The organism is Meiothermus sp., assembly GCF_026004075.1.
Lineage (GTDB): Bacteria > Deinococcota > Deinococci > Deinococcales > Thermaceae > Meiothermus.
This window is the reverse complement of record NZ_BPIK01000001.1, coordinates 1,026,172-1,052,422: the sequence shown is the minus strand read 5'-3', so window position 1 is coordinate 1,052,422 and position 26,251 is coordinate 1,026,172. Positions and strand designations below refer to the sequence as shown.

Below are 26,251 nucleotides of genomic sequence, written 5' to 3'. Positions count from 1 at the left end.
AGCGAAACCACAAAATACATATACTGGGCTGAGTTATGCGTATCGCTTTCCAGGGAACCGAGGGTGCCTATAGCGAAGAAGCCTCACTCAAAGCCTTCCCCGAGGCCGAGACCATCGGCCTGCCCACCTTTCACCAGGTATTCTCGGCGGTTTCGAACCACGAGGTAGACCTGGGGGTGGTGCCGGTCGAGAACACCACCGCCGGCATCATCAACCAGACCTACGACCTGCTCCTCGAGACCGACCTGCATGTGGTCGGCGAGCTGGTGCTGAAGGTAGACCACTGCCTGCTGGCCCCGCCCGGAACCCGCCTGGAAGATATCCGCAAGGTTAAAAGTCACCCCCAGGGCCTGGCCCAGTGCGACGGCTTCATCGCCCGGTACAAGCTCGAGGCCGAACCGGTCTACGATACCGCCGGGGCCGCCCGCGAGCTGGCCGAACACCCCCAGCCCGGTCTGGCCGCCATCGCCAGCCGGCGCGCCGCCGAGCGCTACGGACTGGAGATTATCGCAGAGGGCATTCAGGACTTCATCGGCAACTACACGCGCTTTTTTGTGCTCTCGCGCGAAGACTTCCCCCGCCGCGAAGGGCCCTACAAAACCTCGGTGGTCTTCACCACCCGCCACCGCCCCGGCGAGCTTTTGGCCGCTTTGCAGGCCTTTGCCGACCAGGGGATTAATCTGACCAAGCTCGAGTCCCGCCCCCGCCGCGACCCCGACCGCCCCTTCTCCCCCATCTTCTACGCCGACTTCGAAGGCCACGCCGAAGACCCCGGCCCCTCCCAGGCTTTGCTCACCCTCTTGCGCCGGGCCTCATTTGTCAAAGTGCTGGGCTCCTACCCCGCCGTTACAAGCTGGGGTCTGCTCAGGGAGCCATAAAGAATGCGCCCCGCAAGGGGCGCATGGGCTTGGGGTGAAGCTAGGGACTAGCGGAAGGTGGCCCCAAACAACACCCGGCCGTAGGGCGAGCTGTTGAAGGGGAAGACGCTCTGGCCGCCAATAAACAGCCCCGTGTCGCCGTCGAGGGCGAACTCGAGCCCGGCATCCAGGGTGAGGGCAAAGTTGGCATTGGGCAGCCGCAGGCCCAGACCACCACCAAAATAGGGCTTGATGCCCCGCAGGTCACGGTCGAACCGGCCCAGGTCGGGCTTGAAGAGCACCTCGCCCCCAATCAGGAAGCCCGGCCCCTGGAAAATCACATCGCCGTAAACCAAAGCCACCAGGTCGCGCTGTAGGTTGGCCTCGAGGCCAAACCCCAGCGTGGGCGAAGGCACCGAGATGCGCAGCTGGAAAGAGCGCTGGGCCAGTCCCGTGGAAGCAAAAGCCAGCAAAACCATGGCAAGCAGCAAGGGTAATCGTTTCATGGCATGCACCTCCTGTTTTGAGGTCAGCGACCTCGCAGGCAATACCATAGCCAAGTCCGGCCTAAATGACCAGTGGCCTCGCTCTCACGCTACGCTAAGGGCACCCCCTTACAGTATGGCGCGTATGAAGCGACTCACGTTGTTTGTGCCCACGCTAGCCGCTCTGCTTTTGAGCAGCCTGCTGGTAGCGCAAACCCCGCTCACAGCCGACAAGGTCGGTTATCTCAACGCCCGGGCTGTGGTAGAGGCCCACCCACAGTTTGCCAGAGTAAAAGAGGTTCAAGCCAAAGCCGAAGCAGAACTCAAGCCCTTGCGGGAACAGGTGCAGTCGCTGGAAGCCAAGCTGCGTCAAGGTAACGCAACTGCTCAGGAGCAGCAGGCCTACCGTACCGCAGCGCAGAGGCTGGAAACTGCCGGTCAGAAGTGGAGCGAGCAGCAAGGCAGCGTCCTCCGGCCCATCACCGAGGATATTGATATGGTTATCGGTAGGGTTGCCAAGGAGCAGGGTTTTGCTATTGTGCTGGATCAGGAGGTGGCCGCCAGCAGTGGCCTGGTTGTGTACGCGGCCCAGGAACTCGACCTGACCCAGGCCATAAAACAGGCTATTTCCAAGTAACGGAGAGATACTATGAAGAACTGGTTGTTTGCCGTAGCCCTTTTGAGCTTTTTGCTGGGGGGCTCCCTCATCGCCCAAAACCGCCCAACACCCAACCGCATCGGCTATGTGGACGCCGAAAAGATCGTGCAGGCCCACAAAGATTTCAAGAAGGTGCAGGACATCCGAAACCAGGCCGAGCGCGAGCTGAAGCCCATCCGTGACCAGCTTCAGCCGCTCGAGGCCAAACTGCGGGCGGGCAACGCCACCGCCAAAGAGCAGCAGGACTACCGGGTGCTGGCCCAGAGCCTGCAAGAAGCCGGCAAGAAGTGGAGCGACCGCGTCAACGCAGCCCTCAAGCCCATCACCGAGGAAATCGATCAGGTAATCGCCAAGGTAGCCCAGCAACAAGGCTTTGCAATGATCTTCGATAAGAAAGTAGCAGCCAGCAGTGGTCTGGTGGTTTATGCTGCCGACGAACTCGAGATCACCGACGCGGTAATCAAAGCCCTTCCCAAATAAGCCAACCATCGCGGGTCACAGGTATTTTTCAGCAGCCTGTGGCCCGTGCCTTTATACCAGCCCAGCAAGATTTGGCGTCTACAACACAACCCTTAGGGGTTTATTTGGTATGTTACAATCGTAAGCGATGGCGAAGGGCAAATCCAAAGCTGACAAAGCCAGCAAGGCCAATCCTACCGAACGCAAGCGCGACCTCGAGGCCTTTGCTCTGCTGATACTGGGCATCGCCGCCCTCCTGGCCGCCGCCATTTATTTTGGCTCCAACCTGGCCGGACAACTGGGCAGCGGTATTCAGGCCCTGTTCTGGGGCAACCTGGGATACCTGGCCTGGCTGGTTCCACCGACGGTTGCCCTGCTGGGCGTGTGGCTGCTGCTGGATCGGCCCCTGGGCCCTTTGGCGCGTGGTACGGCCCTGCTCTTCGGGGGGGGCCTGCTCACCTTACCGCTGGTGGCCCACCTCGCCAGGCCTTACGGTGGGCTGCTGGGTAGTAATCTGCACACACTGCTGGTGGGCGGTCTGGGCAATTTTGGCCTGCTCATTCCCCTGCTGGCCCTCAGTTTTGTAGCCGATCTGGCCCTGCGCCAAAGGCCGGGCTTCCTGCTGGGTAAGGGTTTGCGCCGGGTGGTACTGGCTGCTAAACGGCTGTATCAGGCCTACCGCCTCTCCCAGTCTGCCAGCCGCCTGCTGGGTGAGGCGCGGGCCCTTTCGGCGCGCTACCCCGAGCACAAGGCGCTCAACACCCTGGTACAAGACCTCGAGGCCATCCGGCGCAACCCCCAGGACAGGGAAGCCCTCGAGGGCCTGTCCAAACTGCTGGACAGCTTCAAAGCCGAGCGCGCCAAAGAGCTGGCGGGCAAGCTGGCCACCGAGGCGCGGCCCCTGGCCGTACGTCTCGAGCGCCTGGCCGCCGCGCTGGCCGCACCGCTCAAAGGCGAGGGCCTGGCCCAGACGCTCGAGGAACGCCGCGCCGCGCTGGTGCTGGAAATTGGCGCACTACTCACCAAGGCCCAGACCCTGACCCGCCAGGGTGAGGCCGCCGCGCGGTCGTTAGACAAGCCCAGCACCACCCAGGCCCTGCTAACTGCCCTGGAAGAGCACCAGCATCGCCTGGCCGCCTGGCAGGAAAGCGAAGCCCTGACCCAGGACCTCGAGCAGCGGGTAGACGGCTGGCTGCGCTGGGCCGAGTGGGTGGAGTCTGCGCCCTTAGAAGCCCACCGCGCCGGGCTGCGGGCCTTGCTGGAAAAAGGCCTGCAGGCCGAGCCACCGGCTTTTGCGGTAGCAACCGCCAAGCCCCCCGCCGAGCCCCCCTTCGACTTCGACCTGGTCTTCCCCGAACCGGATAAGGTGGCAGCCACCAGCAAGCCTGCCCAGGAAAACCCCAAGCCCAGCTCGGTCAAAACCGCTCCCACGCCTCCTTCTACGCCCCGAACATCCACTGCCCTGGAACTGCCCGGTTTCGACCTGCTCGACCCGCCCGAGCCCCCCCGTTACGACCCCAAGGCCCTGGAGCTCATCACCCAGCGGCAGGTTGAGCTCATCAACAACACCCTCAAGCACCACGGGGTAGAAGCCCGGGTGGTGAGCTGGTCGCGCGGCCCCACGGTGACGCGGTACGAGCTCGAGCCCGCCCCCGGCGAAAAAATCAGCCGGGTACAGAACCTGCACAACGACCTGGCCCTGGCCCTGGCCGCCGGCTCGGTGCGCATCGAAGCCCCCATACCCGGCAAGAGCGTGATTGGCCTCGAGGTGCCCAACACCGAGCGCGAACTGGTGCGCTACAGCGAGGCCATCCAGTCCAGCGCCTTCACCCGCAGCAAAGACACCCTGCCCCTGGTGCTGGGTAAAAGCATTGACGGCGAGGTCTGGGTCAAGGACCTGGCTAAAATGCCCCACCTGCTGATTGCCGGTTCGACCGGCTCGGGCAAGTCGGTGGCAGTGAACACCCTCATCACCAGTCTGCTCTTCAAGTACCTTCCCACCGAGCTGCGCTTTCTTATGATTGACCCCAAGATGGTGGAGCTCACCCCCTACGAGGGCATCCCCCATCTGGTGCGGCCGGTGGTGACTAACCCCGCCGACGCCGCCGGGGTCTTGCTGGGTGCTGTAGCTCACATGGAGCGGCGCTACAAGATGATGAGCCAGGTGGGGGCGCGCAACCTCGAGCAGTTCAACCACAAAATGCGGGCCGCCGGCGAGGCCACATTGCCCTACCTGGTGATTGTGATTGACGAGCTGGCCGACCTGATGATTACCGCCCCCAAAGAGGTCGAGCAGGCCATTTTGCGCCTGGCCCAGATGGCCCGCGCTACCGGCATGCACCTGATTCTGGCTACCCAGCGCCCCTCGGTGGACATCCTGACCTCGCTCATCAAGGTCAATATCCCGGCCCGCATGGCCTTTGCGGTCTCCTCGGGCTTCGACTCCCGCACCATCCTGGACACCTACGGGGCCGAGCGGCTGGTGGGCCAGGGCGATATGCTCTTCCATCAGCCGGGCCTGCCCAAGCCGGTGCGTCTGCAGGGCCCTTTCCTCTCGGAAACCGAGGTACACCGCATTGCCGGGTTCCTGCGCGAACAGAGCTTTGAAGACGCCTTCGTAACCCAGTACGGCCCCGACTTCGAGGGCCCCCTGAACCTGGGCGGGGGTGGCAGCGCCGATGCAGGCGAGATTGATTTTGGCGACCCCCTGCTCAAAAAAGCCGCTGAGATTGTGATCGAGGAGGGCTACGCCTCGGTCAGCCGGCTCCAGCGCCGCCTCTCGGTGGGGCACGCTAGGGCCGGCAAGCTAGTGGACGCGCTCGAGGCCATGGGCATCGTGGGGCCGCACCAGGGCAGCAAGCCACGGGATGTGCTGATTACCCGCGACCAGCTACCGGAGTATTTTGGCGGCGAATAGCCAAAACCAGCTTGAGTTTAGGGCCCAACCAGTATCGTCCCTAGATCGAGGGTATTCCCGCCGTTCACCTGTACCTGGCGCTCCATTTTAGGCTCGCCGCTATCGCACAGGCTGTTACCCGAGTCGTCGCGGCAGGCTACCATGGTGTAGCGCCCCGGCACCAAAAAGGTCTCGAAGCGCCCGTCAACCACCGGCACCCGCCGGGCAATGGGGCCACTCAGGCTTACCAGAAACCCGCCCCTGGGCAGCGTCCAGCCAAAAGCCCCCGGCAGGTTGAGCAAACCGTAGCCATAGGCATCGTCCCGGCCCGGCGCGCCCAGGTCGGTGGCGCTCGAGCGGATCAGGTTCCAGGCTTCTGTGGCAGTGCTGGCCCGACCGCTGGACAGCGCCATGGCCAGCGCTGCTGCCACCTGGGGGGTGGCCTGGGAGGTGCCCATGTAGAAGGTGTAGTTGGGCAGGTTGGTTTGGTAATTCCAGGTGGTGGAGAGCACACCACCCCCCGACTGGGCGATGTTGCCCCCCGGCGCAGCAATGTCTACTTCACTGTTTTGCTGGCTGTAGTCCGCCACCTGGTTGTACATATCGGTGGCCGCGACCGAGATGGCCCCAGGGCATGCCGCTGGATAAACCATTGAACCAGGTTTTATAGCTTGATCCTGATAGTTGCCCGCTGCCGCTACCACCAGAACACCCCGCGCAACCGCGTCCGCGACCGCCTCGCACATAAGGTAAGGATAATCCTTGGGTTCTAACAGGGCACCAAGCGATAAGTTTATAACTTGCACCGGCAGGGGGTTTTGTAAAATTTGACCTCCTTTTACCACCGGAATTCCTGCTGCATAGCGCACGGCCAGAGCGACGTCTTCGAAAGTACCGCTGCCGCCTGAGCCCAGCACCCGCAGGGGCAAAACCTTGATTGGAGCGTTGTAGGCCAGCCCAACCATACCCGAATCGGTGCAGGTTGGGCAGACAGGCACAAATGTACCGGCATTCGCAACAATGATGCCCGTCACGTGGGTTCCGTGACTGCCTTTGTCTTTGGCCGACAAATCACAAGGGTCGGTAGGGTCGTTGTCGCCGGGTCCATCCGGAGCCGGTTGGCCACAGGGGTCATAGGGTTTATTTGGCTCCTCTGGCGGGAGGGCATCGCCTACAAAGTCGTAGGCCCCCTCGCCGGGCTGCCAGAGCCGCCCGGCCAGGTCGGGGTGGTCGTAGCGCACCCCGGTATCCACCACCGCCACCGTGATGGGCGTCGTGTAGGTTTGCTGGTAGGCAAAGCGCGCCCCGGTGGCCCGCAGATACCACTGCTGGGGATAAAACTGGTCGGTGGGCTCGCCCTGGGCCGTTACCGTGCCGTTAATTTCGGCCCACTCCACGCTGGGGTCGAGGCGCAGGCGCTCCAGCAAAGCCTGGGGGTTCGGCGACTGAAGCTTGGTCAGGCGGCTGATGCGGTCGTGGGACAAAACCCGGCTGCCCTCCGGGAGGGCGGCTGCGCGCAGGTCGGTGCGGTATTTGACCAGAATTTCATCACCAGTTGCACTGGGGGTCGGAGTGCTTGAAGTACGTTGCAGCTGGGAAGGCAGACTCGAGCTACTCACCGAAGCAGCGGCTGGGCTCGAGTCCACCACCCCCCCCACAACCCTCACCAAAGGCAGCCGGACCAAGATTTCTGCATGCACATCCCCCGAAAGCCGAAGACTTCCAGTGTACTCGGGCTGGTTTTGTATCTCATCGGCGAATTCCGCCCTGAGCTGTATCGTCCTGGGGCCTAAGCCGGTGGCAGGGGTGGCGCTTAGCCAGGTGTTGTAGCTTTCAACCCGCCAGGCCACGCTGGAGCCCACCCGCAGGGCCAGACTACCCTCGAGGCCCTCCAAGACAACTTCCTCAGGAAGGGTGTGGGCGGGGGCCAGTACCCCCTGATCAGAACAGCCCACCAGCAACAGCAAAAACACAAGAATATACAGCCGCATCTACCTCACACTAGCGTTGACCACGCAGAAGTCAAGCCAGATTTGACCAATTCGTAACCTAAAACCCCACGGCAGCAATACGCCTCCGCTCCAGATAGCGTTCCAGCAAAAACAACAGCAGGGCCAGGGCAGCCAGGGGGATTTGCAGGTTCAGGGCTTTGCGCCCCACCAGGCGGCTCAGTTCGGCGGTGTTGGCAAGCAGGCGGCCCCCGCTGGCCTCTACCAGTTGCCGGAGATTCTCGCGTCCATCCTCACTGCGCCACTCGGGCAGGGCAGGTAGTTGCAGCCGCAGCCGGGGTTGTTCGTTTTCAAACACCACTGCTTCACCCATAGCTTCTCGCGGTAAGCGCGCCTCGAAGCGCAAAGGGCCTGTAGGAGCAAAGCTCTGTTCCCGCCCTGCTGCGCGCACACTGGGTCGTTCAAACTGGCCTTCTAAAAGCACCCGAATAAAGTTCTGCTCGCGTACGGCCTGCACCCTGGGCCGGGCCGGGGTCTGCGAAAGCCAGCGCACCAGCTCAGCCATCAGGGGGGATATACCCGGCCAGCCCTGCCAGGAGCGCGAGAGGTCGGTAGAAAGGGCTGCGACCCGCCCCCGCCCGCTCTCCCCTACTGCCAGAACCGTACTTTCTCCTGAACTGAGCAAGGTCTGAGCCCAGGGCTTGGTTTTAGCAGGCAGAAGCACCGAGAGGGGGGGTGGGTTGGTGGCGCGGGTGATGGGGTGGGGCCGTACTGAGACCGGGAAGTTGCCCTCGAGAGCCTCTCGCTTGAAGGCCCGCTGGGCTTCTTCCAGGAAAAAGCGCGGCAGATCCTGCGGGCTGGGCACATCCCAAAAGGTGCCTCCACCGGCCTGGGCCAGCTCACGCAAAAACTGGCGGTCGGCGTCGGCACCCAGGGCCACCGTGCTGGTTCTAATTTTTGGGCTAGCCTCGCGGGCGGCATCGAACAGATCGGGGGTTACATCCGCAGCCAGCCCATCGGTAAGGGCGATAATCTGCTTGGAGTCGGTTGGCAGCGGCTCTAAAGCCTCGAGGGCCTCGAGGTAGGCCCGGCGGATACGGGTACCCCCACCGGCAGTAGTGGAAAGCAACAGACTTTCAGCCTCCTTGCGGCCCTGCTCGGTCATGGGCCGGGGCCGGAACAGCCAGCGCGGACGATCGGAAAAGATCACCACCCCGACGTAGTCCTGGGGACGAGCCGAACGGATGAGCTCGAGCGAGCCCACCACCGCCAGCCCCAGCTTGTCAGCCTCGAGCATGCTGCCCGATACATCCAGCACCAGCACAATCCCCACCCCACCCGGCTCTTCCATCGGCTCCACCGGCAGGCTATCGGCCAGGTTGGTGCGCTCCCAACCCCCAAAAAACAAACCCCTGGGAGTTGCCGTCCACAACAGACTTCCCCCCTGGTTCAAAAAACCTTGCAAGGCATCCAGCTCGGCCACCGATAAATCCCGCGCTCCCACCCCCAAGGCCACCACCTCGGCCCGGATGGGTAGGGAAATTTCCCGTGGCTCCTCCACTGCAAAACCCTGGGCCCGCAGGTAGCGGGCCAGGGCCACGTCCCCCAGCACCCAGACCCGGGTGATGTCGGAGGGGCCGAGCTCGAGGCGGGCTTGCTCTACTCCCAAGGCGCTTTCAACCCGCGCCGTCACCACAGCAGGCCCATCCAGCCGGAAGCGATACCCCAGGCTGCTACGCCCCGGCTCGAGCTGCACTTCTCGCTCTACAAGCCCGGCTGGCCCGTTGAAGGTAAGTCGGGCCCGCACCGCCGCGGTAGACTCCAGCACGGCCCGCACCTCGATGGTCTCCCCCTTGGTCGGAAGCGCTGGCCCGGTCAAAGCAACCGAAAGGTTGGGACTGGGCGGCTGGTAAAGGCCGTAGATGGGTATTCCAATGACCTCAGGCATATCCTGAAACAGCCCATCCGACACCAGCACAATCTGGTCTGCTTGCAGTTCCCGGGCTTTCTCCAGGGCTTCCCCCAGACGGGTGCCCTCGCCCAGATCCAACCTTCGGGCCGTCGGGCTGGCCACCTGGACAGCCCCGCTGGCAAAAGCCACGTACTTAGCTCCGGGTAGCTGAACCTGGGGTGCTACCTTCCAGACAGCATCCCGCGCCGAAGGGCTCTGATCAAGCAACACCACTGTTCGCAACTGCTGCAATGGCAGGCTGGGCCCCCAGAAGGCCAGCAGCAGCAAGCCAACCACAGCGGCCCGAAGCCCAAACAACATAGTTGCATTATCGGGTATAGGGTTGTGTAAAAAAGCAACTGTAGCCGCAGATGTAGCGCGGCACAAAAACCTGTCAAGGAGCTACGAATCCTCTAAAATACCTTGGTATGAACCGAGTGTTGTTGGGTGTACGGGGCATGGAACAGCCTGAACAGGTGGCTAAAGTCTCGAGCGCCATCAAGAGACTGGAGGGCGTACAGCACGTGCAATCCGTGGATAGAGGCCAGCTCGAGGTCGAGTACGACCCCCAGCAGCTCACCGTGATGGACTTGATCCGTGTGGTGCGTGAGCAGGGCTTCCTGGCCGGCATGCTGTAGCTCAACCTGACCCCAATTGCAACCAATACTTGTTTGCACTAAGGCCATCCTGCGGTAACATGAGGGTGTCTGAGGCAGGGCGCACCCGCCCAGGCATCGAAACCAGCCCCAAAACTCCAGCGGATACCTCCGTTTTCCAAGCCCTATTTACTCCAGTTGTAGTGGAGTAAACTGTTGGGGCCTCGTAAACGGACGTGGATGGTCGGTAGCCGAAAACAATGGCTAAAGCCTTGTGGCTATCTGCCGCGCAACATTGGTTTCATGCCTGTCAAAACACAAAGGAGAACCTATGGCCTACCGAGACGACTTCAAAACCCGCAAGAGCCTCTCCACCAGGATGGGTGAGGTGCATTACTTCGACATCATGGAGCTCGAGCGTCAGGGCATCGCGCCGGTGTCCAGGCTGCCCTTCAGCATCCGGGTGATGCTGGAAAGCCTCCTGCGCAACCACGATGAGTACAAGATCACCAAAGACGACGTGGTGGCCCTGGCCAACTGGCAGCCCGACCCCGGCGAGGTCAACGTGCCGCTGATGCTGGCCCGGGTGATTCTGCAAGACTTTACCGGCGTACCGGCGGTGGTGGATCTGGCCGCCATGCGCGACGCAGTGGCCAAGGCCGGCGGCAACCCGGAGATCATCAACCCCACCGTGCCAGTGGATCTGGTGATTGACCACAGCGTGCAGGTGGACTACTTCGGCACCGCCTATGCCTTTGCCCAGAACGTGGAGCTGGAGTACAAGCGCAACGAGGAGCGCTACCGCCTGATCAAGTGGGGCCAGAACGCCCTCAAAAACTTCCGCGCGGTGCCCCCCGGCACCGGCATCGTGCACCAGGTGAACCTCGAGTACCTGGCCTCGGTGGTAATGACGCAAAAAGGCGAAGATGGTCGGCTCTATGCCTTCCCCGACAGCCTGGTGGGCACCGACTCCCACACCACCATGATCAACGGCCTGGGCGTGCTGGGCTGGGGGGTGGGCGGCATCGAGGCCGAAGCGGTAATGCTGGGCCAGCCCTACTACATGCTGGCCCCCAGGGTCATCGGTTTCAAACTGACCGGCGAGCTGCCCGAGGGGGCCACCGCCACCGACCTGGTGCTGCGCGTGACCGAGATGATCCGCAAGCACGGCGCGGTGGGTAAGTTCGTGGAGTTCTACGGCCCTGGGGTGTCCAAACTGCCGCTGGCCGACCGCGCCACCATCGCCAATATGTCGCCCGAGTACGGCGCCACCATGGGCTACTTCCCCATCGACGACGAGACCCTGGCCTACCTGCGCCTCACCGGGCGCTCCGACGAACAGGTAGACCTGGTGGAGAAGTACGCCAAAGCCACCGGCCTGTGGCGCACCGACGACGCCGCGCCGGTGTACAGCGAGTACCTCGAGCTCGACCTCTCCACCGTGGTGCCCGCCCTGGCCGGCCCCAAGCGCCCCCAGGATCGGGTGAACCTGGGCGAGGTGAAGAAGAGCTTCCTCGAGCACCTCACCAAAGACCCCAAGGAGCGCGGCTTTGGCCTCAGCCCCGACAAGCTGGACGCCAAAGTAACGGTCAAGCGGGGGCTCGAGGAGTTCGACCTCCGGCACGGCTCGGTGGTGATTGCCGCCATCACCAGCTGCACCAACACCTCCAACCCCAGCGTGATGCTGGGCGCGGGCCTGCTGGCTAAAAAAGCTGTGGAGGCCGGCCTCGACACCCAGCCCTGGGTTAAGAGCAGCCTGGCTCCTGGCTCCAAAGTGGTAACCGAGTACCTGGACGCCGCCGGCCTCACCCCCTTCCTCGAGGCCCTGCGCTTCCACACCGTGGGCTACGGCTGCACTACCTGCATCGGCAACTCCGGGCCGCTGCCCGAAGACATCTCCAGGGCGGTGAAGGAGGGCGACCTGGTGGTGGCCGCGGTGCTCTCGGGCAACCGCAACTTCGAGGGCCGGATCAACCCCGACGTCAAGGCCAATTACCTCGCCAGCCCCATGCTGGTGGTGGCCTATGCCATCGCAGGCCGCATGGACATTGACTTCACCAGCGAGCCCATCGGCTACGACCCCAACGGCAAGGCCATCTTCCTCAAGGACATCTGGCCCAGCCAGGAAGAAATTCGCCAGGCCGTGCACCGAACCCTGGACGCCGAGATGTTCCGCCGCCAGTACGCCACCGTCTTCGAGGGCGACGAGCGTTGGAAGGCCCTGCCGGCCCCCACCGGCCAGCTTTATCAGTTTGATCCCAACAGCACCTACATCCAGAACCCGCCCTTCTTCGAGAACCTGGGCCAGGCCCGCGAGACCGGCGATATCAAGGGTGCGCGGGTGCTGCTGCTGCTGGGCGACTCCATCACCACCGACCACATCTCGCCTGCGGGTAGCATCGCCAAAAACTCCCCCGCCGCCAAGTACCTGATGGAGCGCGGGGTCGAACCCGCCGACTTCAACAGCTACGGTTCCCGCCGCGGCAACCACGAGGTGATGATGCGCGGCACCTTTGCCAACATCCGCATCCGCAACCTGATGTTGGATGGCAAAGAAGGCCCCTACACCAAGAAGCTGCCCAAGTCCGAGCGCGGCAGCGAGCCTGGTACTGGCGAAGAGATGTTCGTCTACGACGCCGCCATGCAGTACAAGGCCGAGGGCACGCCCCTGATCGTGATCGGCGGTATCGAGTACGGCAATGGCAGCAGCCGCGACTGGGCTGCCAAGGGCACCTACCTGCTGGGCGTGAAAGCCGTCATCGCCCAGAGCTTCGAACGCATCCACCGCAGCAACCTGGTGGGCATGGGGGTGCTGCCCCTGCAGTTCCAGCCCGGCCAGAGCGCGGCCAGCCTGGGCCTCACCGGCTACGAGGTGTTCGATATCCTGGGCCTCGAGGACATCACCCCCGGCAAGGAACTCACCGTGGTAGCCACCCGCGCCGATGGCAGTCAGTTGAGCTTCCAGGTAAAGGCCCGCATAGACACTTTGGTAGAGGTGGACTACTACAAAAACGGTGGCATTCTGCAAACCGTGCTGAAGAACATGCTGGCCGAGAAGCAAAAGGCATAAAGATCACTCTTAACGGCGGCGGGAACCAAAGCCCCCGCCGCCGTTTTCATGGGGATATTGCCCCAAGCTGGGTGTAGGTCGATCAGATGAGCCGGATGTGGCTCCTGGCTGCTAGGTCGCGCTAGCATGGGCTGTGCTAACATAGCACCGTGTTGTCGCGGCAAGGGGGCCTGGCGTCCTCTAATAGTTGATGGCAGCTTGGAGATTAGATGAAACCTACCGTCAGCGTGGTAGTACCGGCCCGCAACGAAGAAGAGATGATTGGGGCATGCCTGGAGTCCATTTTGCGACAGGAGCCGCCCCCCTACGAAGTCATTCTGGTGGACAACGGCTCCACCGACCGAACCGGCGAGATCGGGCGCAGCCTGGGGGTGCGGGTGATCTACCAGCCCCAGCCCGGCCTGCACATCGCCCGCCAGACCGGCCTCGAGGCCGCTACTGGGGAAGTGGTGGCCGCTACCGATGCCGACTGCAGGGTAGAGCCCGGCTGGATTGCCGCCATCCAGGAGGCTTTTAGCGATCCGGAAGTGGTGGAAACCTACGGCCCGCTCGAGTTTTTCGATGGCCCTCTGTTCGACCGGCTGCTCTCGCGCTATGGCTACCCGCTGTTTTTAGGCCTCATGGCTAAGCTAGGCCAGCCCAACACCGCCGGGGGCAACCACGCAGTACGCCGGCAGGTGGCCCTCGAGGTAGGCGGTTACGACGTACCCTTCGGCGAAGACCTGCGGCTGATGCTCAAACTCAAACAGCGTGGCAAAATTGTCTATACCCCCAAAGCCAGGGTGCTCACCTCGGGCCGCCGCTTAAGCAAGGGGCGCTGGAAGATGTACGGGGTGCACCTCAAGAATATCTGGGCCCGCTTGCGCGGTGCGCCCCAGGATTACGGCCCCGACTATTATGCAGACCGGGAACGGCAATAAACCTGCTTTAACGTACTAGACCAAGCCAAGTGAGGCTACCGTGGAAGTTGTCGCTCTGATCTTGCTTTTGCCAGCTTTTTATCTGGCGGCAGACCTGATTCACCGCTGGATGGGCGTGGGTTCGATTGCCTGGGGTAGCCGGAGCAGCCCCAAAATTGCCCTTACCTTCGACGACGGTCCCAGCACCCACACCCAAGCTATCCTCGAGCGCCTGCGACAACACGGGGTGAAGGCTACTTTTTTCGTGCTGGGAAGTCAGGCCCAAAAATACCCTGAGCTCATGGAAAGGATCCGGGCCGAAGGACATCAAATCGAGTCTCACGGTCAGGTACACCGTCCGGCCTTTTTCCTGTGGCCCTGGCAGGAGGCCCGCCAGATTCGGGCCATACCGGGTCGCTTCTACCGCCCGCCCCACGGCATTCATACCCCTTTTACCCGCTGGCTGACCAAGGCCGCGGGCAAACAGATAGCCCTGTGGGACGTGGAGTCGAAGGACTGGACAAAGCAAGACCCCCAGGCCCTGGCCCGGCGCATTCTGGTATGGTGCAAGCCCGGTTCCATCGTTCTCCTGCACGACAATGACCAGTTCCCGCAGACCCTGGCGATTCTGGATGAAATTCTGCCCAGGCTCAAAGAACTTGGTTACCAGCCGGTACGGCTCGATGAGCTCGAGACCCGACCGCTCACCTGGCGCGAAGGCCTTATGCGGGCCAGTCAGGGCGGGCACGAGCGATACTTCATCAAGAACAAAGTAGAGCGGCTGGGGCTGGGCCCCTTCGATTATCTGGCGGTAAGCCCCTGTGCTTTCCCTGGCCCCAGCCAGCCCGGCTTGCAAAAAGGTGAACCCAGCCTCGAGGTGCACCTCGACTCGGTACGCACCCCAGCCATGACTCAGATACAGCTTTTGCGCGAGGGACGCAAGGGTTTCACGCTGCTGGCCGAGTATGTGCAATCCAATCCGGAAATTAGAGGTATATGGGGCATTTCCCAGGCTGCTGCAGGGTTGCGGGTGTTTGGGTTTCATCTGGCCCCAGTTACTTTCCTGCAACGGCTGATTAGCGGCACGGCCAGCGCGTGGTTTTTGTGGCTCTACCGGGGAGAGCTGCCCAGGCGCTCGCTGCCTTCAGCCCTGCTGGGGTATAGCCCTCGGGAGGAATTCCTGGCCCGGTGGCTCAAAAAAGCCAAAGCCCCAGAAAACCCTCAATAGCGGCAATTGCAGGCTGTGCTAACATATACCCGTGCGTCTTTATCGCATCGGCCTGTTCACCGACACCTACCTGCCTGGGCCAAATGGGGTTGCAACCAGCGTTTACCTGCTCAAACGCGAGTTGCGTCGCATGGGCCACGAGGCCTGGGTGCTGGCCCCCGAGATGCCGGATGCCGATCCCCATGAAGACTGGGTAGTACGGGTGCCCAGCGTGCCCTATCCCTTTTTTGAAAACCAGCGGCTGGCCATGCCCAGCAGCCGCCTGCTACCCACCGAGTTCGAGATTTTCCACACCCATACCCCACTGTTTATCGGTATCTGGGGCGCGCGGCTGGCCTACCGAAGCCGCCTCCCACACGTCTCGACCTTCCACACCCACCTGGAAAAATACGCCCACTACATCCCCGGTGTCGCCACCCTCGACAAGTACGTGGGCATCATGCAAAAGGTATGTCAGGCCTTCTACAACCGGGCCGATGTGGTGATAGCCCCGACCGAGCCAGTCAAACAACTGGCCGAAAGTTATGCCATAGAGCGCGAAATTAAGGTCATTCCAACCGGTATTGATACAGACATTTTGCAGTCGGCCCCCGACCCAATCTCACCCTGGCCGAGCGGGAAACGACGCTTGCTTCACATTGGGCGGCTGGGTAAGGAAAAGAGTGTGGATGTGGTCATCCGCGCTCTGGCCGAGATTCGCAAGGAATCGGATGCGCACCTGGCCCTGATCGGCATGGGGCCGGAGCGGGATGAGCTGGAGAAGCTGGCTTACGGGCTTGGCTTATCCGAGCATGTCACCTTTGTGGGGCCTGTCCCCTACGAGAAAATCGGCGGCTACTACCGCATGGCCGAGCTGTTCTTGTTTGCCAGTGAGACCGAAACCCAGGGGTTGGTTCTCTGGGAAGCGCAGGCAGTGGGCGTGCCGGTGGTAGCGGTGGGCGCCGAGGGTACGTTGCAAGGTGTAGAGGTAGGCAGCAGCGGCTACCTGGTACGGCCTGGTGACTATCGGGCCATGGCCGAGCGGGCGCTCGAGCTGCTCCGCGACGAACAATTGCGCCAGCGTTTTAGCGAAGGGGCTCGTAAGTTTGCCGACCAACGCACAGCCCGCCGTGTAGCCGAGCAGATCGTAGCCATCTACGATGAGGCGACCCGCCTAGTAGAAATTGAACCGCGCCGCCTAAAGATTCCCTTCCCTCGCCTACCGCAAAGTGGCCTTGGCACACCCCGCTAGCCGTGACCCGCTATCGCATCCGCACCCGCCCCACCCAACCTTTTGCTGGTGAGCGTACCCAGGCCGTGCCGGGAAGGGGCCTCGAGTTCTACGAGCTGCGCGGGTATGCTCAGGGCGACGAACCTCGCTTTATTGACTGGCGGGCCTTTGCACGTACCGGGCGTTTATACACGCGCATCTTTCAGGCCGAAGCCCCAGCCCGCTTCACCTTTTTCCTGGATGGCTCCAAAAGTATGCAACTACACGGCAAGCTGCCCTACGCCGAGCGGGTAGCGCGACTTTTGGTAGAGCTGGCTCGACCGGAAGGCGCTTTTTTTTGGGGCAGTGGGCGTTACCGGGGCCGGTTGAGCTGGATTGAGCCAGGCCCTTCGGTACTGATGAACCAACCCCGGCCTAGGGGCGTCACGGTGTTGTTAACCGACGGCCTGGATGAGCTGGACTGGTCACGCCTGCTACAAAAGCTACAACGCATGGTTCTGGTTCAGATTATGGCCCCCGAGGAGTTGTCGCCTGGCTTTGGAGAGGCATTGCTGCACGATGTAGAAGTAGGCCAGCGGCTGGAGGTGGGACAGGCCGAGATACAGGGCTATCAGGCGGCCCTCGAGCAACACCTATTGCGCCTGCGAAGCACAGCCCGCCGTCTGGGTAGCTATGCCCTGTTGCGTGTGGGCGAGCCGATTGTGCCCGGCCTGATCCGACAGGGCGTTTTGGAGGAGCGCTGACCGGCCCTATAGCACAAAAGTCTCTGGTGGCAAAGCATACCCCAGGGCTTCCAGCAGGGCTGCAAAGTGGAACCTTTGGAACTCCTCCGGGGGCACGCACTCCCCAATAAGCTGCAAAGCCTCGGTAGGTATGGGTTTAAGGGCAATCACGCTGTGGTAGGGCTGGAGTAGGGCCAGTGGTAGGTTACCCCCGGCGTAGATGATGAGGTCGGCCTGGCGAGCCACCACCGTGGCCTGCACTTCGGCAGCCGCCACGACTCCACGCTGGGGAGGAGGCAGCAACTCCAGAAAGCCCTCACCTTCGGGGAAGCTCCGGCTGAGCACCGAAACCTTGGTCAGGCCGCGCAGGCCCTGGGTCAGTTCAGGGCGCAGTGGCCCCAGCCAGAGCGCTTTGTCGCCAAAAGCGTAGCGGCGGATCAGGTTCGCTAAGGCCAGAGCCTCGAGGTAAAACCCGCGGGTTCCGGTAACTTCGGGTAGCACCAGGTCTACACGCCGGGCTTGCATTGCCTCGGGCTCGAGGTGCTGTACCGCGTCCAGGGCCAGGGCTTGCAGGCCGGGGTCTTCTAGTACTGCTCCCCGAAAGCCTAAAGGCTGTAGGCCCATAAGAGCCGCCTCGAGGTTCGCGCCCGGCTGGCTGGGATATACAAACAGGGGCAGCTGATGGTGTAGGGAGGCCGTCAAAAGCGGCTCATACCAGCGGCTCTGGCCCTGGTGAAAGACCACCAGCGGGCGGGTTGCGGCGTAGTCACGGGCGTGCATCGCCCCCTAATCTACAACGGCCAACCGTAGGCCATGTAGCCCCTTTAGTACAGGCGTCAAAAGCCTTCAACAATAAAGCCCACCGTAAAGCGCTGAAAACTCTCGGTGCCTATAATCTGGCTTACCTCGAGGTAAGGACGGTAGCCTCGGTCTGGAAACTGCACACCAGCAGAAAATATGGCGTAAAATCGCTCGCCAAAGCGCAAGCGTAGCTCATTTTGCGCGGTATAACCGGTAATGCCCATCGCCAAGCCGCCTGCCAAGTAGGGGCGAATCAAGAAGAAATACGGAAACACGTATACCACCTCGCCGCTTAGGTACAGGCCCCCCGGCGCACCCATCACCAAGTGCGAGCGAAAATCAATGGGGTAGCCATCCAGATAAAGCCCTAGATGTCCCATGAAATTGCCGTTCGGGCCATTGCGTACCGAGAATCCAAGGTCGCCCCCCCCGGCCAGCGCCAAACCCGATACTAAAACGAATACAGCCCCAAGGCGGCCAATAAATCTTTTCATAGGCCTACCCTACTCCGCCGGGTGCGGTCTGGGTAAGGCGAGAGTAAAACCGGCCTTAATCAATCGAGCCGCTCGAGGCCCGCAAACTTGACCGCCAACTTTTTCAGGCCCAGGCCAGGGAACATCACTGTGACTTCTCCCCCCATTGCAGCCACCACCGTCCCGCTGCCAAACTTGGGGTGCCTGACTTTCTCGCCGCCTTTGAACTCAGCAAGCTGGGTTTTGGGCTTGGGCTCCAGGCGGGCATGCGAGAGAACCCGAGCCTCGCTATCACCAAAAGCCCCTACCTCCTTGAGTAGCTCTGGGGGAATGTCTTCCAGAAAGCGGCTAGGGCGGGTGTACTCGCGTTTGCCGTAAGTTTCACGCTCTTCGGCATAGGACAGGTAAAGCCGCTCCTGGGCCCTGGTAATCCCTACATACAACAAGCGCCGCTCCTCTTCCAGGTCTTCCAGCCGGTTCAGGCTGTTGCGGTGGGGCAGCAGGTTTTCTTCCAGACCCACCAGAAATACCGTGGGGAACTCGAGGCCCTTGGCGTTGTGCAGGGTCATGAGGGTTACGGCCTCTGCCGGGGCATCGCCCTGCGGCTCCTCGGCTTTAGCGGTAAGGGCCACCGAGTCGAGGAAGTCGGAGAGGCTACCCCCCTCTTCTGCTTCCCAGTCTCGAGCCGCCCGCAACAGTTCTTCCACGTTCTGCAGACGGTCTTCGCCATCTTGCTCTTGCTTCAGGGCCTCCCGAAAACCCGTGGCATCCAGCACGCGCTCAAAAAAGTCGGTGGGGCCAGATTCAAAAGCAGCCTCCATCAACTCGTCCAGCAGGCGTACAAAGGCCTGCACTTGCTGGGGACGACTGATAACCTCCTCGGCAGCACGAAAGGCCTCAAACACCGTGGTTCCGGTCTTCTGAGCGTGCTCAACTAGCTTAGCAACCGTCGTTGCTCCAATCCCTCGAGGGGGCGTATTGACGATACGGCGCAGGTTAATCGAGTCGGCCGGATTGACCGCAACACGCCCATAGGCCAGCAAGTCCTTTACTTCCCGGCGTTCAAAAAACCCCACCGCCCCCACCAAGCGTACCGGCACGTTGGCCCGCCGCAGATGTTCTTCCAGCAAGCGCGACTGGGCGTTGGTTCGGTAAAGCACGGCAATCTGCTGAAAGCTGCCGAGCCGGGTTATCTCGCGGGCTACAAAAGCAGCTTCTTCGCGGGCATTGGGTGCGCGGTACAGGCGCACGGGCTCGCCCCCTGCTTTGGTCGGGCGCAGCACCTTATCAAGACGCAGGGCATTCTTCTCGATAACCGCATTCGCTACCTGAAGGATACTGCTGCTCGAGCGGTAATTTTCCTCCAGGCGAATAACCCTGGCACCGGGGTAGTCTTTGGTGAAATCGAGGATGTTGTTGATGTCGGCGCTCCGGAAACCGTAGATGCTTTGGTCGGGGTCGCCTACCACCATCAGGTTGGGACGTTCGCCGGCCAAGAGGCGGGTGAGCGCATACTGCACCGGATTGGTATCCTGGTACTCGTCCACATGAATAAAGCGCGCCCGCTGCCGCACTTTATGCAACACCTCAGGTTGCTGCTCGAATAGCTCAATGGTCAGGAGCAGCAGGTCGTTGAAGTCCACCGCACCCTGCATACGCAGGCTGCTCTGGTATTTGCGGTAGACCTCGGCTGCAACATCTTTTGGTACACCTCCAATAAAGTCGGGGGCATCGCGCAGGAACTCCGCCAACCCTGCGCCCCGGTTTTTGATGCGGTCGATCATGGCCCGGAAAGGGCCTGGCTTGGCCTCGAGCGCCAGTTCCTTCAAAATTTCTTTCAAAAGCGAGTTTTGGTCGTCGTCGTCGTAAATTACAAACCCCGGCTTGAGGCCCACATACTCGCCATAAGCGCGCAGTATGCGCACGGCCGCCGCATGGAAGGTGGAGACCCAGAGATCCCTCGCTGCTCGGCCCACCATTTTTTCCAGGCGCTCCTTCATCTCGCCGGCAGCCTTGTTGGTAAAAGTTACCGCCAAAATTTCGGTCGGATAAACGCGGCGCTCGCGGAGCAGGTAGGCAATCCGGTGTACCACCGTGCGGGTTTTACCCGAACCAGCCCCTGCTACCACCAGAGCCGGGCCTTCAAAGTGCAAAACAGCCTCCTGCTGGGAGGGATTAAGGGAGGAAAGGAGGTCGGACATAAAGCTTCAGAAGTCTATCACCCCACCCGCCTCGAGGGTGCACAAGGGAACACCCTCCGAACCTGCAGGAAAGAACATCATTGAAGTGAAGCAACCCGCGCCCCCCGCACTACGGAGCGAGGAGCGCGTCTTGTTTCCCGAGGGGCAGTGGTCTGATGCGCCCTCGAGGCTGAACCCATCAGGGCTTGTCCCTACAGGCCGCGGCCTGTATCGCAACAACCGGCCACCTCAGGAAACGGGCTGTGCGGAGCCCGGCCATTCCGTGGCCAGGCTCGCAAAATTATTAAGCAGGGTTTGAGGGCGAGCTAGAGGGCGCTACCGGAGCCGACGGTTTGGAACCCGGGGCCATTACCATGTTCATGTCGCGGCCCAGCATCTCCGGGCGCATCTCCACAAAACCCACGCCTTCCAAGTCCTTGGCGATGCGTTCCAGCAGTTTATAACCCAGTTCCTGGTGGGCCATCTCACGCCCTCGGAACATAATGGTGACCTTAACCTTGTGCCCTTCCTCGAGGAAGCGCCGGATGTGCCCCAGCTTGGTGTTGTAGTCGTGGGCCTCGATTTTGGGGCGGAGCTTCATGCTTTTGAGCTCGGTGCGCTTGGCTTTCTTGCGGGCCTCTTTCTCGGCCTGCTGCTGCTCGTAGCGCCACTTGCCGTAGTCGAGCAGCCGGGCTACCGGCGGGACTGCGTTGGGCGAGACCAGAACCAAGTCGTACTCGCGCTCTTTAGCCATGCGCAGGGCTTCGCGGGTGTCTACCACCCCAACCTGTGTGCCGTTTTCGTCAATCAGCCGTACCTGACGTACCCGAATCCGCTCATTTACTGGAACATCCTTGGTTATAACTTCACCTCCGCAAACAACAAACCCGGCTTCGCTGGGTTGTCTACAGCTCGAGTCTACACAATAAGCAGGTTGCAGGGCAATGCTTGCAAACGTTCTGGCAGTAGTTGTTGGTTGTATGGGTGCCTAGAGATAGCATAAAGAAGCCATGATCCTCTCAACCGACCACCAAAATATTCGGCTCCTAACCCTGGCCGACCCCCAGCGGCGCAACCCGCTCTCCCCCGCCCTGGTGCAAGAGTTGCTGGCCGCGCTCGAGTCCGCCGCGCAGGATCCGGCCATCCGGGCCGTGGTGCTCACCGGCGCGGGCCCGGCCTTTAGCGCCGGAGCCGATCTGGAGTTCCTTAAGAACGTGACCACCGCGGGGGCCGAGGCCAACTATGCCCACTCCCAAGAGCTGATGCGCCTGTTTCACCGGGTCTACACCTTCCCCAAACCTACCATCGCCGCCATCAACGGCCCGGCAGTGGCCGGCGGGGCCGGGCTGGCTACGGCCTGCGACCTCGCCATCATGAGCGAGCAGGCCCAGTTGGGCTACACCGAGGTGAAGATCGGTTTTGTGGCCGCGCTGGTGGGGGTAATCCTGGTGCGCAACGTGGGGGAGAAACACGCCAAGGAACTGCTCCTGAGCGGTAAGCTCATCCCGGCCCAGGAAGCCTACCGGATGGGCCTGGTCAACCGGGTGGTGCCACCCGAGCAGGTGCTGGACGAAGCCCTGGCCCTGGCGCAGGAAGTGAGCGCCAACGCCCCGACCTCGCTCAAGCTGACCAAAGAGCTGCTCCACGCCCTGCCCGGGATGGGCCTCGAGGACGGCTTCCGGCTGGCCGCCATCGCCAACGCCTGGGTGCGCGAGACCGGCGACCTGGCCGAGGGCATCGCCGCTTTCTTCGAGAAGCGCCCGCCCCGTTTTTAGCGCCTTTTTAGGGCCCTTAGCCGTTCGGCGGCCTCGGCGGCGCTGATCTGGCCCTTTTCCAGGGCATCAAGGATGGCCTCCTTCTCCTGGGGGCTGGGGCTCTCGGGCACTTCCTGGTACTCGTAGCCCAGCACCTTGAGCAGGGTCTCGAAGCGGGCCCGGATGGTGGGGTACGAAAGCCCCAGAATGCGTTCCACTTCCTTGAGGTTGCCCCGCACCTTGATGTACAGGCGCAAAAACTCGAGGTGCTCGGGCGGCAGCAGGGCAAACTCGTTGGGCTGGAACTCGCCCCGAATCTCGGTGCGACACTCGGGGCAGACCAGCCCGGTGACGTGCAGATGCCCGTGGCAGCCTTCTACCGGGCACTGGGTGGGCATGGGGAAAGGTCTCATGAGGACTCCAGGTTGGGTTTACCAAAGGCCAATCTTGACATAGACCTGCTGAGGGGCTCTGGCATCAAAGGCCCTGGGTCGCACCTCCGCCTCCAGCAGAACAAAGGGCGGCATCTTGCGCAGTTCCCAGATCTGGCCGCGCAGGGCCACGTCCATCTGGGGGTCTGGGGCTTTGGCTTTGCGCAGGATACGGGTGCTTAGCATCAAGAAAAACTCGAGCATCACCAACGGCGCGAACAGGACAATGGGGATGGGAAGCGCCCACAACCGCACCCATAGATACACAAACCGTGGGCGGATGAGGTGCAACCTCGAGCGCCAGCCGGGTGAAATGCTTACCTTAGCCACTGTGGTCATTGTATGCCTCTTGGTGCTTCAGACCACTTCAATCAAGACCCGCATGGGGCCGGTCATCTTAACTTCTCCGTCGCCCACCTTGCCCACATCGCTGATTTCCACGTCCACCAAGCGCCCTTCAGGCAGCTCACCTTTGAGCATGTCCAGGATGCCGGCAATATCAATGCCCTGGGCGCTCAACTGCTGCTTGGCCTCAGGGGGGATGAAGTTGGCAGCAAACTTGGCAAGGGCCGCCGGGATGTTGACCTTGACCTTGACGTCTTCGCCGTCCACCACGATACGGATCATCTTGGCGAGGCCTTTGGGGGGTGGGGGGGCCACCACCGCAGCGTAGCCCGCGGAGGCGGTTCTGGGCGCGCTCGAGTCCATCGCTTCCAGCAGGCGAATAGCCTCCTCGGCGGTAATTTTGCCTTCCTTGACCATGTCCATTATGCGTTTCTTGTCTTCCATACCGGGCTCCTCTCCAGGGGCTTACCTGGCCTTTATCTCCAGATTGCCCATACGCACCGAGACCTCGAGGCGGGCCCGGCCCTCGCCGATCTGCCGATCACCCTCATTGGGGTTGCCCTCGAGGCCCCTGATCTCCTGGTTCCCAAGGCTCACGCTGGCCGAAAGCCGCACGCTGCTGCCGGGTAGCAGGTTTAGCTGGGCGTTGCCCATCGAGACCCGCAGTTGGTTCATACCTTCTTGCAGCAGCAAGGAACCCTCGATGTTGCCGGCGGTGACCTCGAGGTCGAGGCCCTTTACGGCCTCCAGTTCGACGTTGCCCACAGCCACCCGGCCTTTCAGAAAATCAATCCCCTGGGCCTCCACCTGGGCCGCCTTGCCCTCCACCTCCAGACCCCAGCCCGGCGGAAGCCGCAGCTCGAGCCTGCCCATGCGGCCTAGCATGCCGCCCAGAAAACCGGTGTTCGTCTCTGGCACGATTTCCAGGTCGGGCCCCACCCTTCGCACCTCGGCGGGGCCCTCCAGCACCGGCATCTCTATGGCCGGGTCGAGCCGGGCCTCGAGCTGACCGGCGGTGAGTTTGAGCCGCACCCAGCGCAGGCCCTTGGGCTGCCAGCCAGCGGCGGCATACTGCTCGCCCACCGCCTCCTGGGCCGCCGCCTCGCCCTCCTCGAGGGCCGAAAGCAGCAGTTCGGCTTCTTGTTGGGTAATTTTGCCTGCTTCTAGCAGGGCCTGGATGCGGGCTTGCTCAGTCATGGGAACCTCCACGGAAAAGTTTTGCGGCTTGATTCAGGCTTCACGCAGGCGGCCTTTTGGGCCCTGGGCGGGCTCGAGGGCCTCGGCCCAGGCCCGCAGCAGCCGGGCCATGCGGCGGCGAAGGGCGTGTTTGGGCAACTGTCCCTCCAGTTCGGCCTCCCGGTGATAGCCCTTGATTTTGTCGGCGATGACCACTGCGAGTTCATCTGGATTGAAGCTTCCAAACATAACCGCCCTCCTTGGTTCTAAATATAAACCAAGGTTTTATATTCTGTCAATACAAGTTTTACATTTTGCTATATTTTATTTTCCATCATTGGTTTAGCAACGCCTCGAAACGCTCGATGCGGGCCAGCAGCACGGCCATCCCCTCCCGCCAAAAGGCCACCGACTCCAGATCGAAGCCAAAGCGGGCCGCCAGTTGCTCGGCGGGGTACTTGCCCACCGAGGCCAGCAGCTCCTCGTAGCGGGCCACAAACCCCGGGCCTTCCTGCCGGTAGCGCTGGTAAAGGGCCAGCCCAAACAAAAGCCCAAAGGCATAGGGGAAGTTATAGAAGTTGGAGCCGTAGTAGTGGCCCTTTACCGCCCACATGTAGGGATGGTAGGTAGCCAGGGCCTCGCCATAGGTGGCCTGCTGGGCCTCGAGCATCAAGTCACAAAACTCCTCGGCCGATAGCTCCCGCGCCCGCCGCCGGGCAAACACCGCCTGCTCGAACAGGAAGCGCGAGTGAATGTCCACGATCACCTGGGCCGCACTTTGCAAACCGCCCTCGAGCACCCCCAGTTGGTCGGCGGGCGGCAGCACCCTAAGCGCGGCCTCCCCGATTACGGTCTCGTTCATGATGGAGGCCGTCTCGGCCAGGGTCATGGGCTCCTGGCGCAACAGATAGGGCACCTCGCGCAAACAGTAGTTGTGGTAGGCGTGGCCCAGCTCGTGGGCCAGGGTGGAAATAGACTCGAAGCTATCCTCGTGGTTGAGCAGGATGCGCGAGGCCCCCTGCCCCACCGGGGTGCAGTAGGCCCCGCCCACCTTGCCCTTGCGGGGTGGGGCGTCCATCCAGCCTTCGGCATAGGCCCGCTCGGCCAGATCGGCAGCGGCCTGCGAGAAGCCCGACAGGTGCTCCACGATAAAGCGCCGGCCCTCTTCCCAGCTCCACTTTTTGGGGGTCTGGCCGGGCCGCACGATGGGGGCGAACAAGTCCCACCAGTCCAGCCGCTCCTTGCCCAGGGCCCGGGCTTTGGCCGCAAAGTAGCGCCGCCAGTGGGGCAGGCTCTCCACCATGGCCTGTTGCAGGGCCTCGAGGGTCTTGCGGCCAATGCGGTTTTCAAACAGGGCCGGGGCCAGGTCGTCTTCCCAGCCGCGCTTGCGGTTGAGGGTCGAGACCTCGCCCTTGTAGCCGTTCAGGGCTGCTGCAAGGGCCACTTCGTTGGCTTTCCAGGCCTTTAGCTCGGCTTCGTAGGCGGCTTTACGCACCGCCTCGTCGGGGTGCATGGCCAGGTTGCGCACCGCCGTGATGGGCTGCTCCTCGCCATTCAACACCGCCGTAATCTGGCTGGTCAGGTTGCCGTGCAGCTTGACCCAGGCCCGCCCCCCCGAGAGCGAAAGCTCGGCGGCCAGCACCTCTTCTGCTTCCGACATCAGGTGCCGGGCCAGCACTTGGGCTTCCTCGATGAGAATCCGGTAATCGCCGGCACCCACCGCATCGGCCTCGAGGCCAGCCAGCCAGCGTTGCAGGCGGGGGCGCAGTTTCTGGAACTCCAGATGGAGCAGCTCGAGCTCGGAAAGCTTGGCCTGGGCCTCCGCGTCGGCGCTATCGGTATCCACCCGCATCAGCACATAGGCAAAGAGGGGCCCCAGGGTATCGCCAAAGGTGTTCAGCTTGTCCAGCAGGGCCTCGAAGGTGGCGCGGTCGGTGGCGGCATCGCCCCGGCCTATACGCTGCCTTTCGATGAACTCCTGTAAATCCTGCAACTGGTCGGCCACCTGCTGCCAGGTAGACTTGAACTTTTCAGATTCGAAGCCCGGAAACAAGGCGTCCAGATCCCAGGTTGGAAGTTCGGTGATGGCTTGGCTCATAGGCTCAAGTATA

Annotated in this window: 24 protein-coding genes; 11 read left to right on the top strand and 13 right to left on the bottom strand. The window is 62.1% G+C overall.

Features of this window, described 5'->3' with window-relative positions; all coding sequences use genetic code 11:
* Positions 1-35 precede the first annotated feature (35 nt).
* A complete protein-coding gene (pheA, locus tag Q0X18_RS05125; protein WP_297559373.1) occupies positions 36-878 on the top strand; it encodes a prephenate dehydratase in 843 nt (280 codons plus the stop codon).
* Between the two features lie 47 nt (positions 879-925).
* On the opposite strand, the gene Q0X18_RS05120 is transcribed toward pheA, so the two are convergent.
* On the bottom strand, positions 926-1,363 hold the full coding sequence (locus Q0X18_RS05120; RefSeq protein WP_297559369.1) for a hypothetical protein: 438 nt from the start codon (positions 1,361-1,363) through the stop codon (positions 926-928).
* Positions 1,364-1,487: 124 nt separating this feature from the next.
* Between Q0X18_RS05120 and Q0X18_RS05115 the strand changes: the two genes are divergently transcribed.
* The 3 genes from Q0X18_RS05115 to Q0X18_RS05105 all read left to right on the top strand — a co-directional run bounded on the left by Q0X18_RS05115 (position 1,488) and on the right by Q0X18_RS05105 (position 5,376).
* A complete protein-coding gene (locus Q0X18_RS05115; RefSeq protein ID WP_297559366.1) occupies positions 1,488-1,979 on the top strand; it encodes an OmpH family outer membrane protein in 492 nt (163 codons plus the stop codon).
* Positions 1,980-1,991: 12 nt separating this feature from the next.
* Positions 1,992-2,480, top strand: coding sequence for an OmpH family outer membrane protein (locus tag Q0X18_RS05110; protein ID WP_297559364.1), 489 nt, complete (start codon positions 1,992-1,994; stop codon positions 2,478-2,480).
* Positions 2,481-2,607: 127 nt separating this feature from the next.
* On the top strand, positions 2,608-5,376 hold the full coding sequence (locus Q0X18_RS05105; protein WP_297559362.1) for a DNA translocase FtsK: 2,769 nt from the start codon (positions 2,608-2,610) through the stop codon (positions 5,374-5,376).
* 17 nt (positions 5,377-5,393) lie between these two features.
* Here the strand turns inward: Q0X18_RS05105 and Q0X18_RS05100 are convergent, their stop codons facing one another.
* Positions 5,394-7,346 carry a S8 family serine peptidase gene (locus tag Q0X18_RS05100; protein ID WP_297559360.1) on the bottom strand — a complete coding sequence of 651 codons (1,953 nt, stop codon included), beginning with the start codon at positions 7,344-7,346 and terminating at the stop codon, positions 5,394-5,396.
* Between the two features lie 58 nt (positions 7,347-7,404).
* A complete protein-coding gene (locus Q0X18_RS05095; protein ID WP_297559358.1) occupies positions 7,405-9,576 on the bottom strand; it encodes a VWA domain-containing protein in 2,172 nt (723 codons plus the stop codon).
* Between the two features lie 107 nt (positions 9,577-9,683).
* On the opposite strand from Q0X18_RS05095, the gene Q0X18_RS05090 reads away from it, so the two are divergent.
* From Q0X18_RS05090 to Q0X18_RS05065, 6 genes are all read left to right on the top strand, one after another.
* The gene (locus tag Q0X18_RS05090) at positions 9,684-9,893 is read left to right on the top strand and encodes a heavy-metal-associated domain-containing protein (protein WP_297559356.1); all 210 of its coding nucleotides are present in this window, start codon (positions 9,684-9,686) and stop codon (positions 9,891-9,893) included.
* Between the two features lie 289 nt (positions 9,894-10,182).
* Complete coding sequence (gene acnA / locus Q0X18_RS05085; protein ID WP_297559354.1) at positions 10,183-12,921, top strand: aconitate hydratase AcnA; 2,739 nt, start codon at positions 10,183-10,185, stop codon at positions 12,919-12,921.
* 209 nt (positions 12,922-13,130) lie between these two features.
* Positions 13,131-13,841, top strand: a complete 711-nt coding sequence (locus tag Q0X18_RS05080) for a glycosyltransferase family 2 protein (RefSeq protein ID WP_297559353.1) — start codon at positions 13,131-13,133, stop codon at positions 13,839-13,841.
* A gap of 40 nt (positions 13,842-13,881) precedes the next feature.
* Complete coding sequence (locus Q0X18_RS05075; protein ID WP_297559351.1) at positions 13,882-15,048, top strand: polysaccharide deacetylase family protein; 1,167 nt, start codon at positions 13,882-13,884, stop codon at positions 15,046-15,048.
* 31 nt (positions 15,049-15,079) lie between these two features.
* Entirely contained in the window at positions 15,080-16,279 is a 1,200-nt protein-coding gene (locus tag Q0X18_RS05070) for a glycosyltransferase (protein WP_297559349.1), read from the top strand.
* Between the two features lie 2 nt (positions 16,280-16,281).
* Positions 16,282-17,001 (top strand): DUF58 domain-containing protein, encoded by a 720-nt coding sequence (locus tag Q0X18_RS05065; RefSeq protein WP_297559347.1) that lies wholly within the window; start codon positions 16,282-16,284, stop codon positions 16,999-17,001.
* 6 nt (positions 17,002-17,007) lie between these two features.
* Here the strand turns inward: Q0X18_RS05065 and Q0X18_RS05060 are convergent, their stop codons facing one another.
* The 4 genes from Q0X18_RS05060 to infC form a co-directional block, all read right to left on the bottom strand.
* The gene (locus Q0X18_RS05060) at positions 17,008-17,760 is read right to left on the bottom strand and encodes a hypothetical protein (RefSeq protein ID WP_297559345.1); all 753 of its coding nucleotides are present in this window, start codon (positions 17,758-17,760) and stop codon (positions 17,008-17,010) included.
* A gap of 56 nt (positions 17,761-17,816) precedes the next feature.
* Positions 17,817-18,275, bottom strand: coding sequence for a hypothetical protein (locus Q0X18_RS05055; RefSeq protein WP_297559343.1), 459 nt, complete (start codon positions 18,273-18,275; stop codon positions 17,817-17,819).
* Positions 18,276-18,334: 59 nt separating this feature from the next.
* Positions 18,335-20,455, bottom strand: a complete 2,121-nt coding sequence (locus Q0X18_RS05050; protein ID WP_297559341.1) for an ATP-dependent helicase — start codon at positions 20,453-20,455, stop codon at positions 18,335-18,337.
* 283 nt (positions 20,456-20,738) lie between these two features.
* Positions 20,739-21,296, bottom strand: a complete 558-nt coding sequence (gene infC, locus Q0X18_RS05045) for a translation initiation factor IF-3 (RefSeq protein ID WP_297563006.1) — start codon at positions 21,294-21,296, stop codon at positions 20,739-20,741.
* A 148-nt stretch (positions 21,297-21,444) separates the two neighbouring features.
* Here infC and Q0X18_RS05040 point away from each other — a divergent pair, with 148 nt between their 5' ends.
* Positions 21,445-22,209 carry an enoyl-CoA hydratase/isomerase family protein gene (locus tag Q0X18_RS05040; protein WP_297559338.1) on the top strand — a complete coding sequence of 255 codons (765 nt, stop codon included), beginning with the start codon at positions 21,445-21,447 and terminating at the stop codon, positions 22,207-22,209.
* Here the strand turns inward: Q0X18_RS05040 and Q0X18_RS05035 are convergent.
* The 6 genes from Q0X18_RS05035 to Q0X18_RS05010 form a co-directional block, all read right to left on the bottom strand.
* Positions 22,206-22,601, bottom strand: a complete 396-nt coding sequence (locus tag Q0X18_RS05035) for a DUF2089 domain-containing protein (protein WP_297559336.1) — start codon at positions 22,599-22,601, stop codon at positions 22,206-22,208. The genes Q0X18_RS05040 and Q0X18_RS05035 overlap by 4 nt on opposite strands.
* An 18-nt stretch (positions 22,602-22,619) precedes the next feature.
* Positions 22,620-22,958, bottom strand: coding sequence for a hypothetical protein (locus Q0X18_RS05030; protein ID WP_297559334.1), 339 nt, complete (start codon positions 22,956-22,958; stop codon positions 22,620-22,622).
* An 18-nt stretch (positions 22,959-22,976) separates the two neighbouring features.
* Positions 22,977-23,408 carry a hypothetical protein gene (locus Q0X18_RS05025; protein WP_297559332.1) on the bottom strand — a complete coding sequence of 144 codons (432 nt, stop codon included), beginning with the start codon at positions 23,406-23,408 and terminating at the stop codon, positions 22,977-22,979.
* A 21-nt stretch (positions 23,409-23,429) separates the two neighbouring features.
* Positions 23,430-24,161, bottom strand: coding sequence for a hypothetical protein (locus tag Q0X18_RS05020; protein ID WP_297559330.1), 732 nt, complete (start codon positions 24,159-24,161; stop codon positions 23,430-23,432).
* A gap of 33 nt (positions 24,162-24,194) precedes the next feature.
* The gene (locus Q0X18_RS05015; protein ID WP_024050097.1) at positions 24,195-24,389 is read right to left on the bottom strand and encodes a hypothetical protein; all 195 of its coding nucleotides are present in this window, start codon (positions 24,387-24,389) and stop codon (positions 24,195-24,197) included.
* A gap of 85 nt (positions 24,390-24,474) precedes the next feature.
* Positions 24,475-26,238, bottom strand: a complete 1,764-nt coding sequence (locus tag Q0X18_RS05010; RefSeq protein WP_297559327.1) for a M3 family oligoendopeptidase — start codon at positions 26,236-26,238, stop codon at positions 24,475-24,477.
* Between the last annotated feature and the right edge of the window lie 13 nt (positions 26,239-26,251).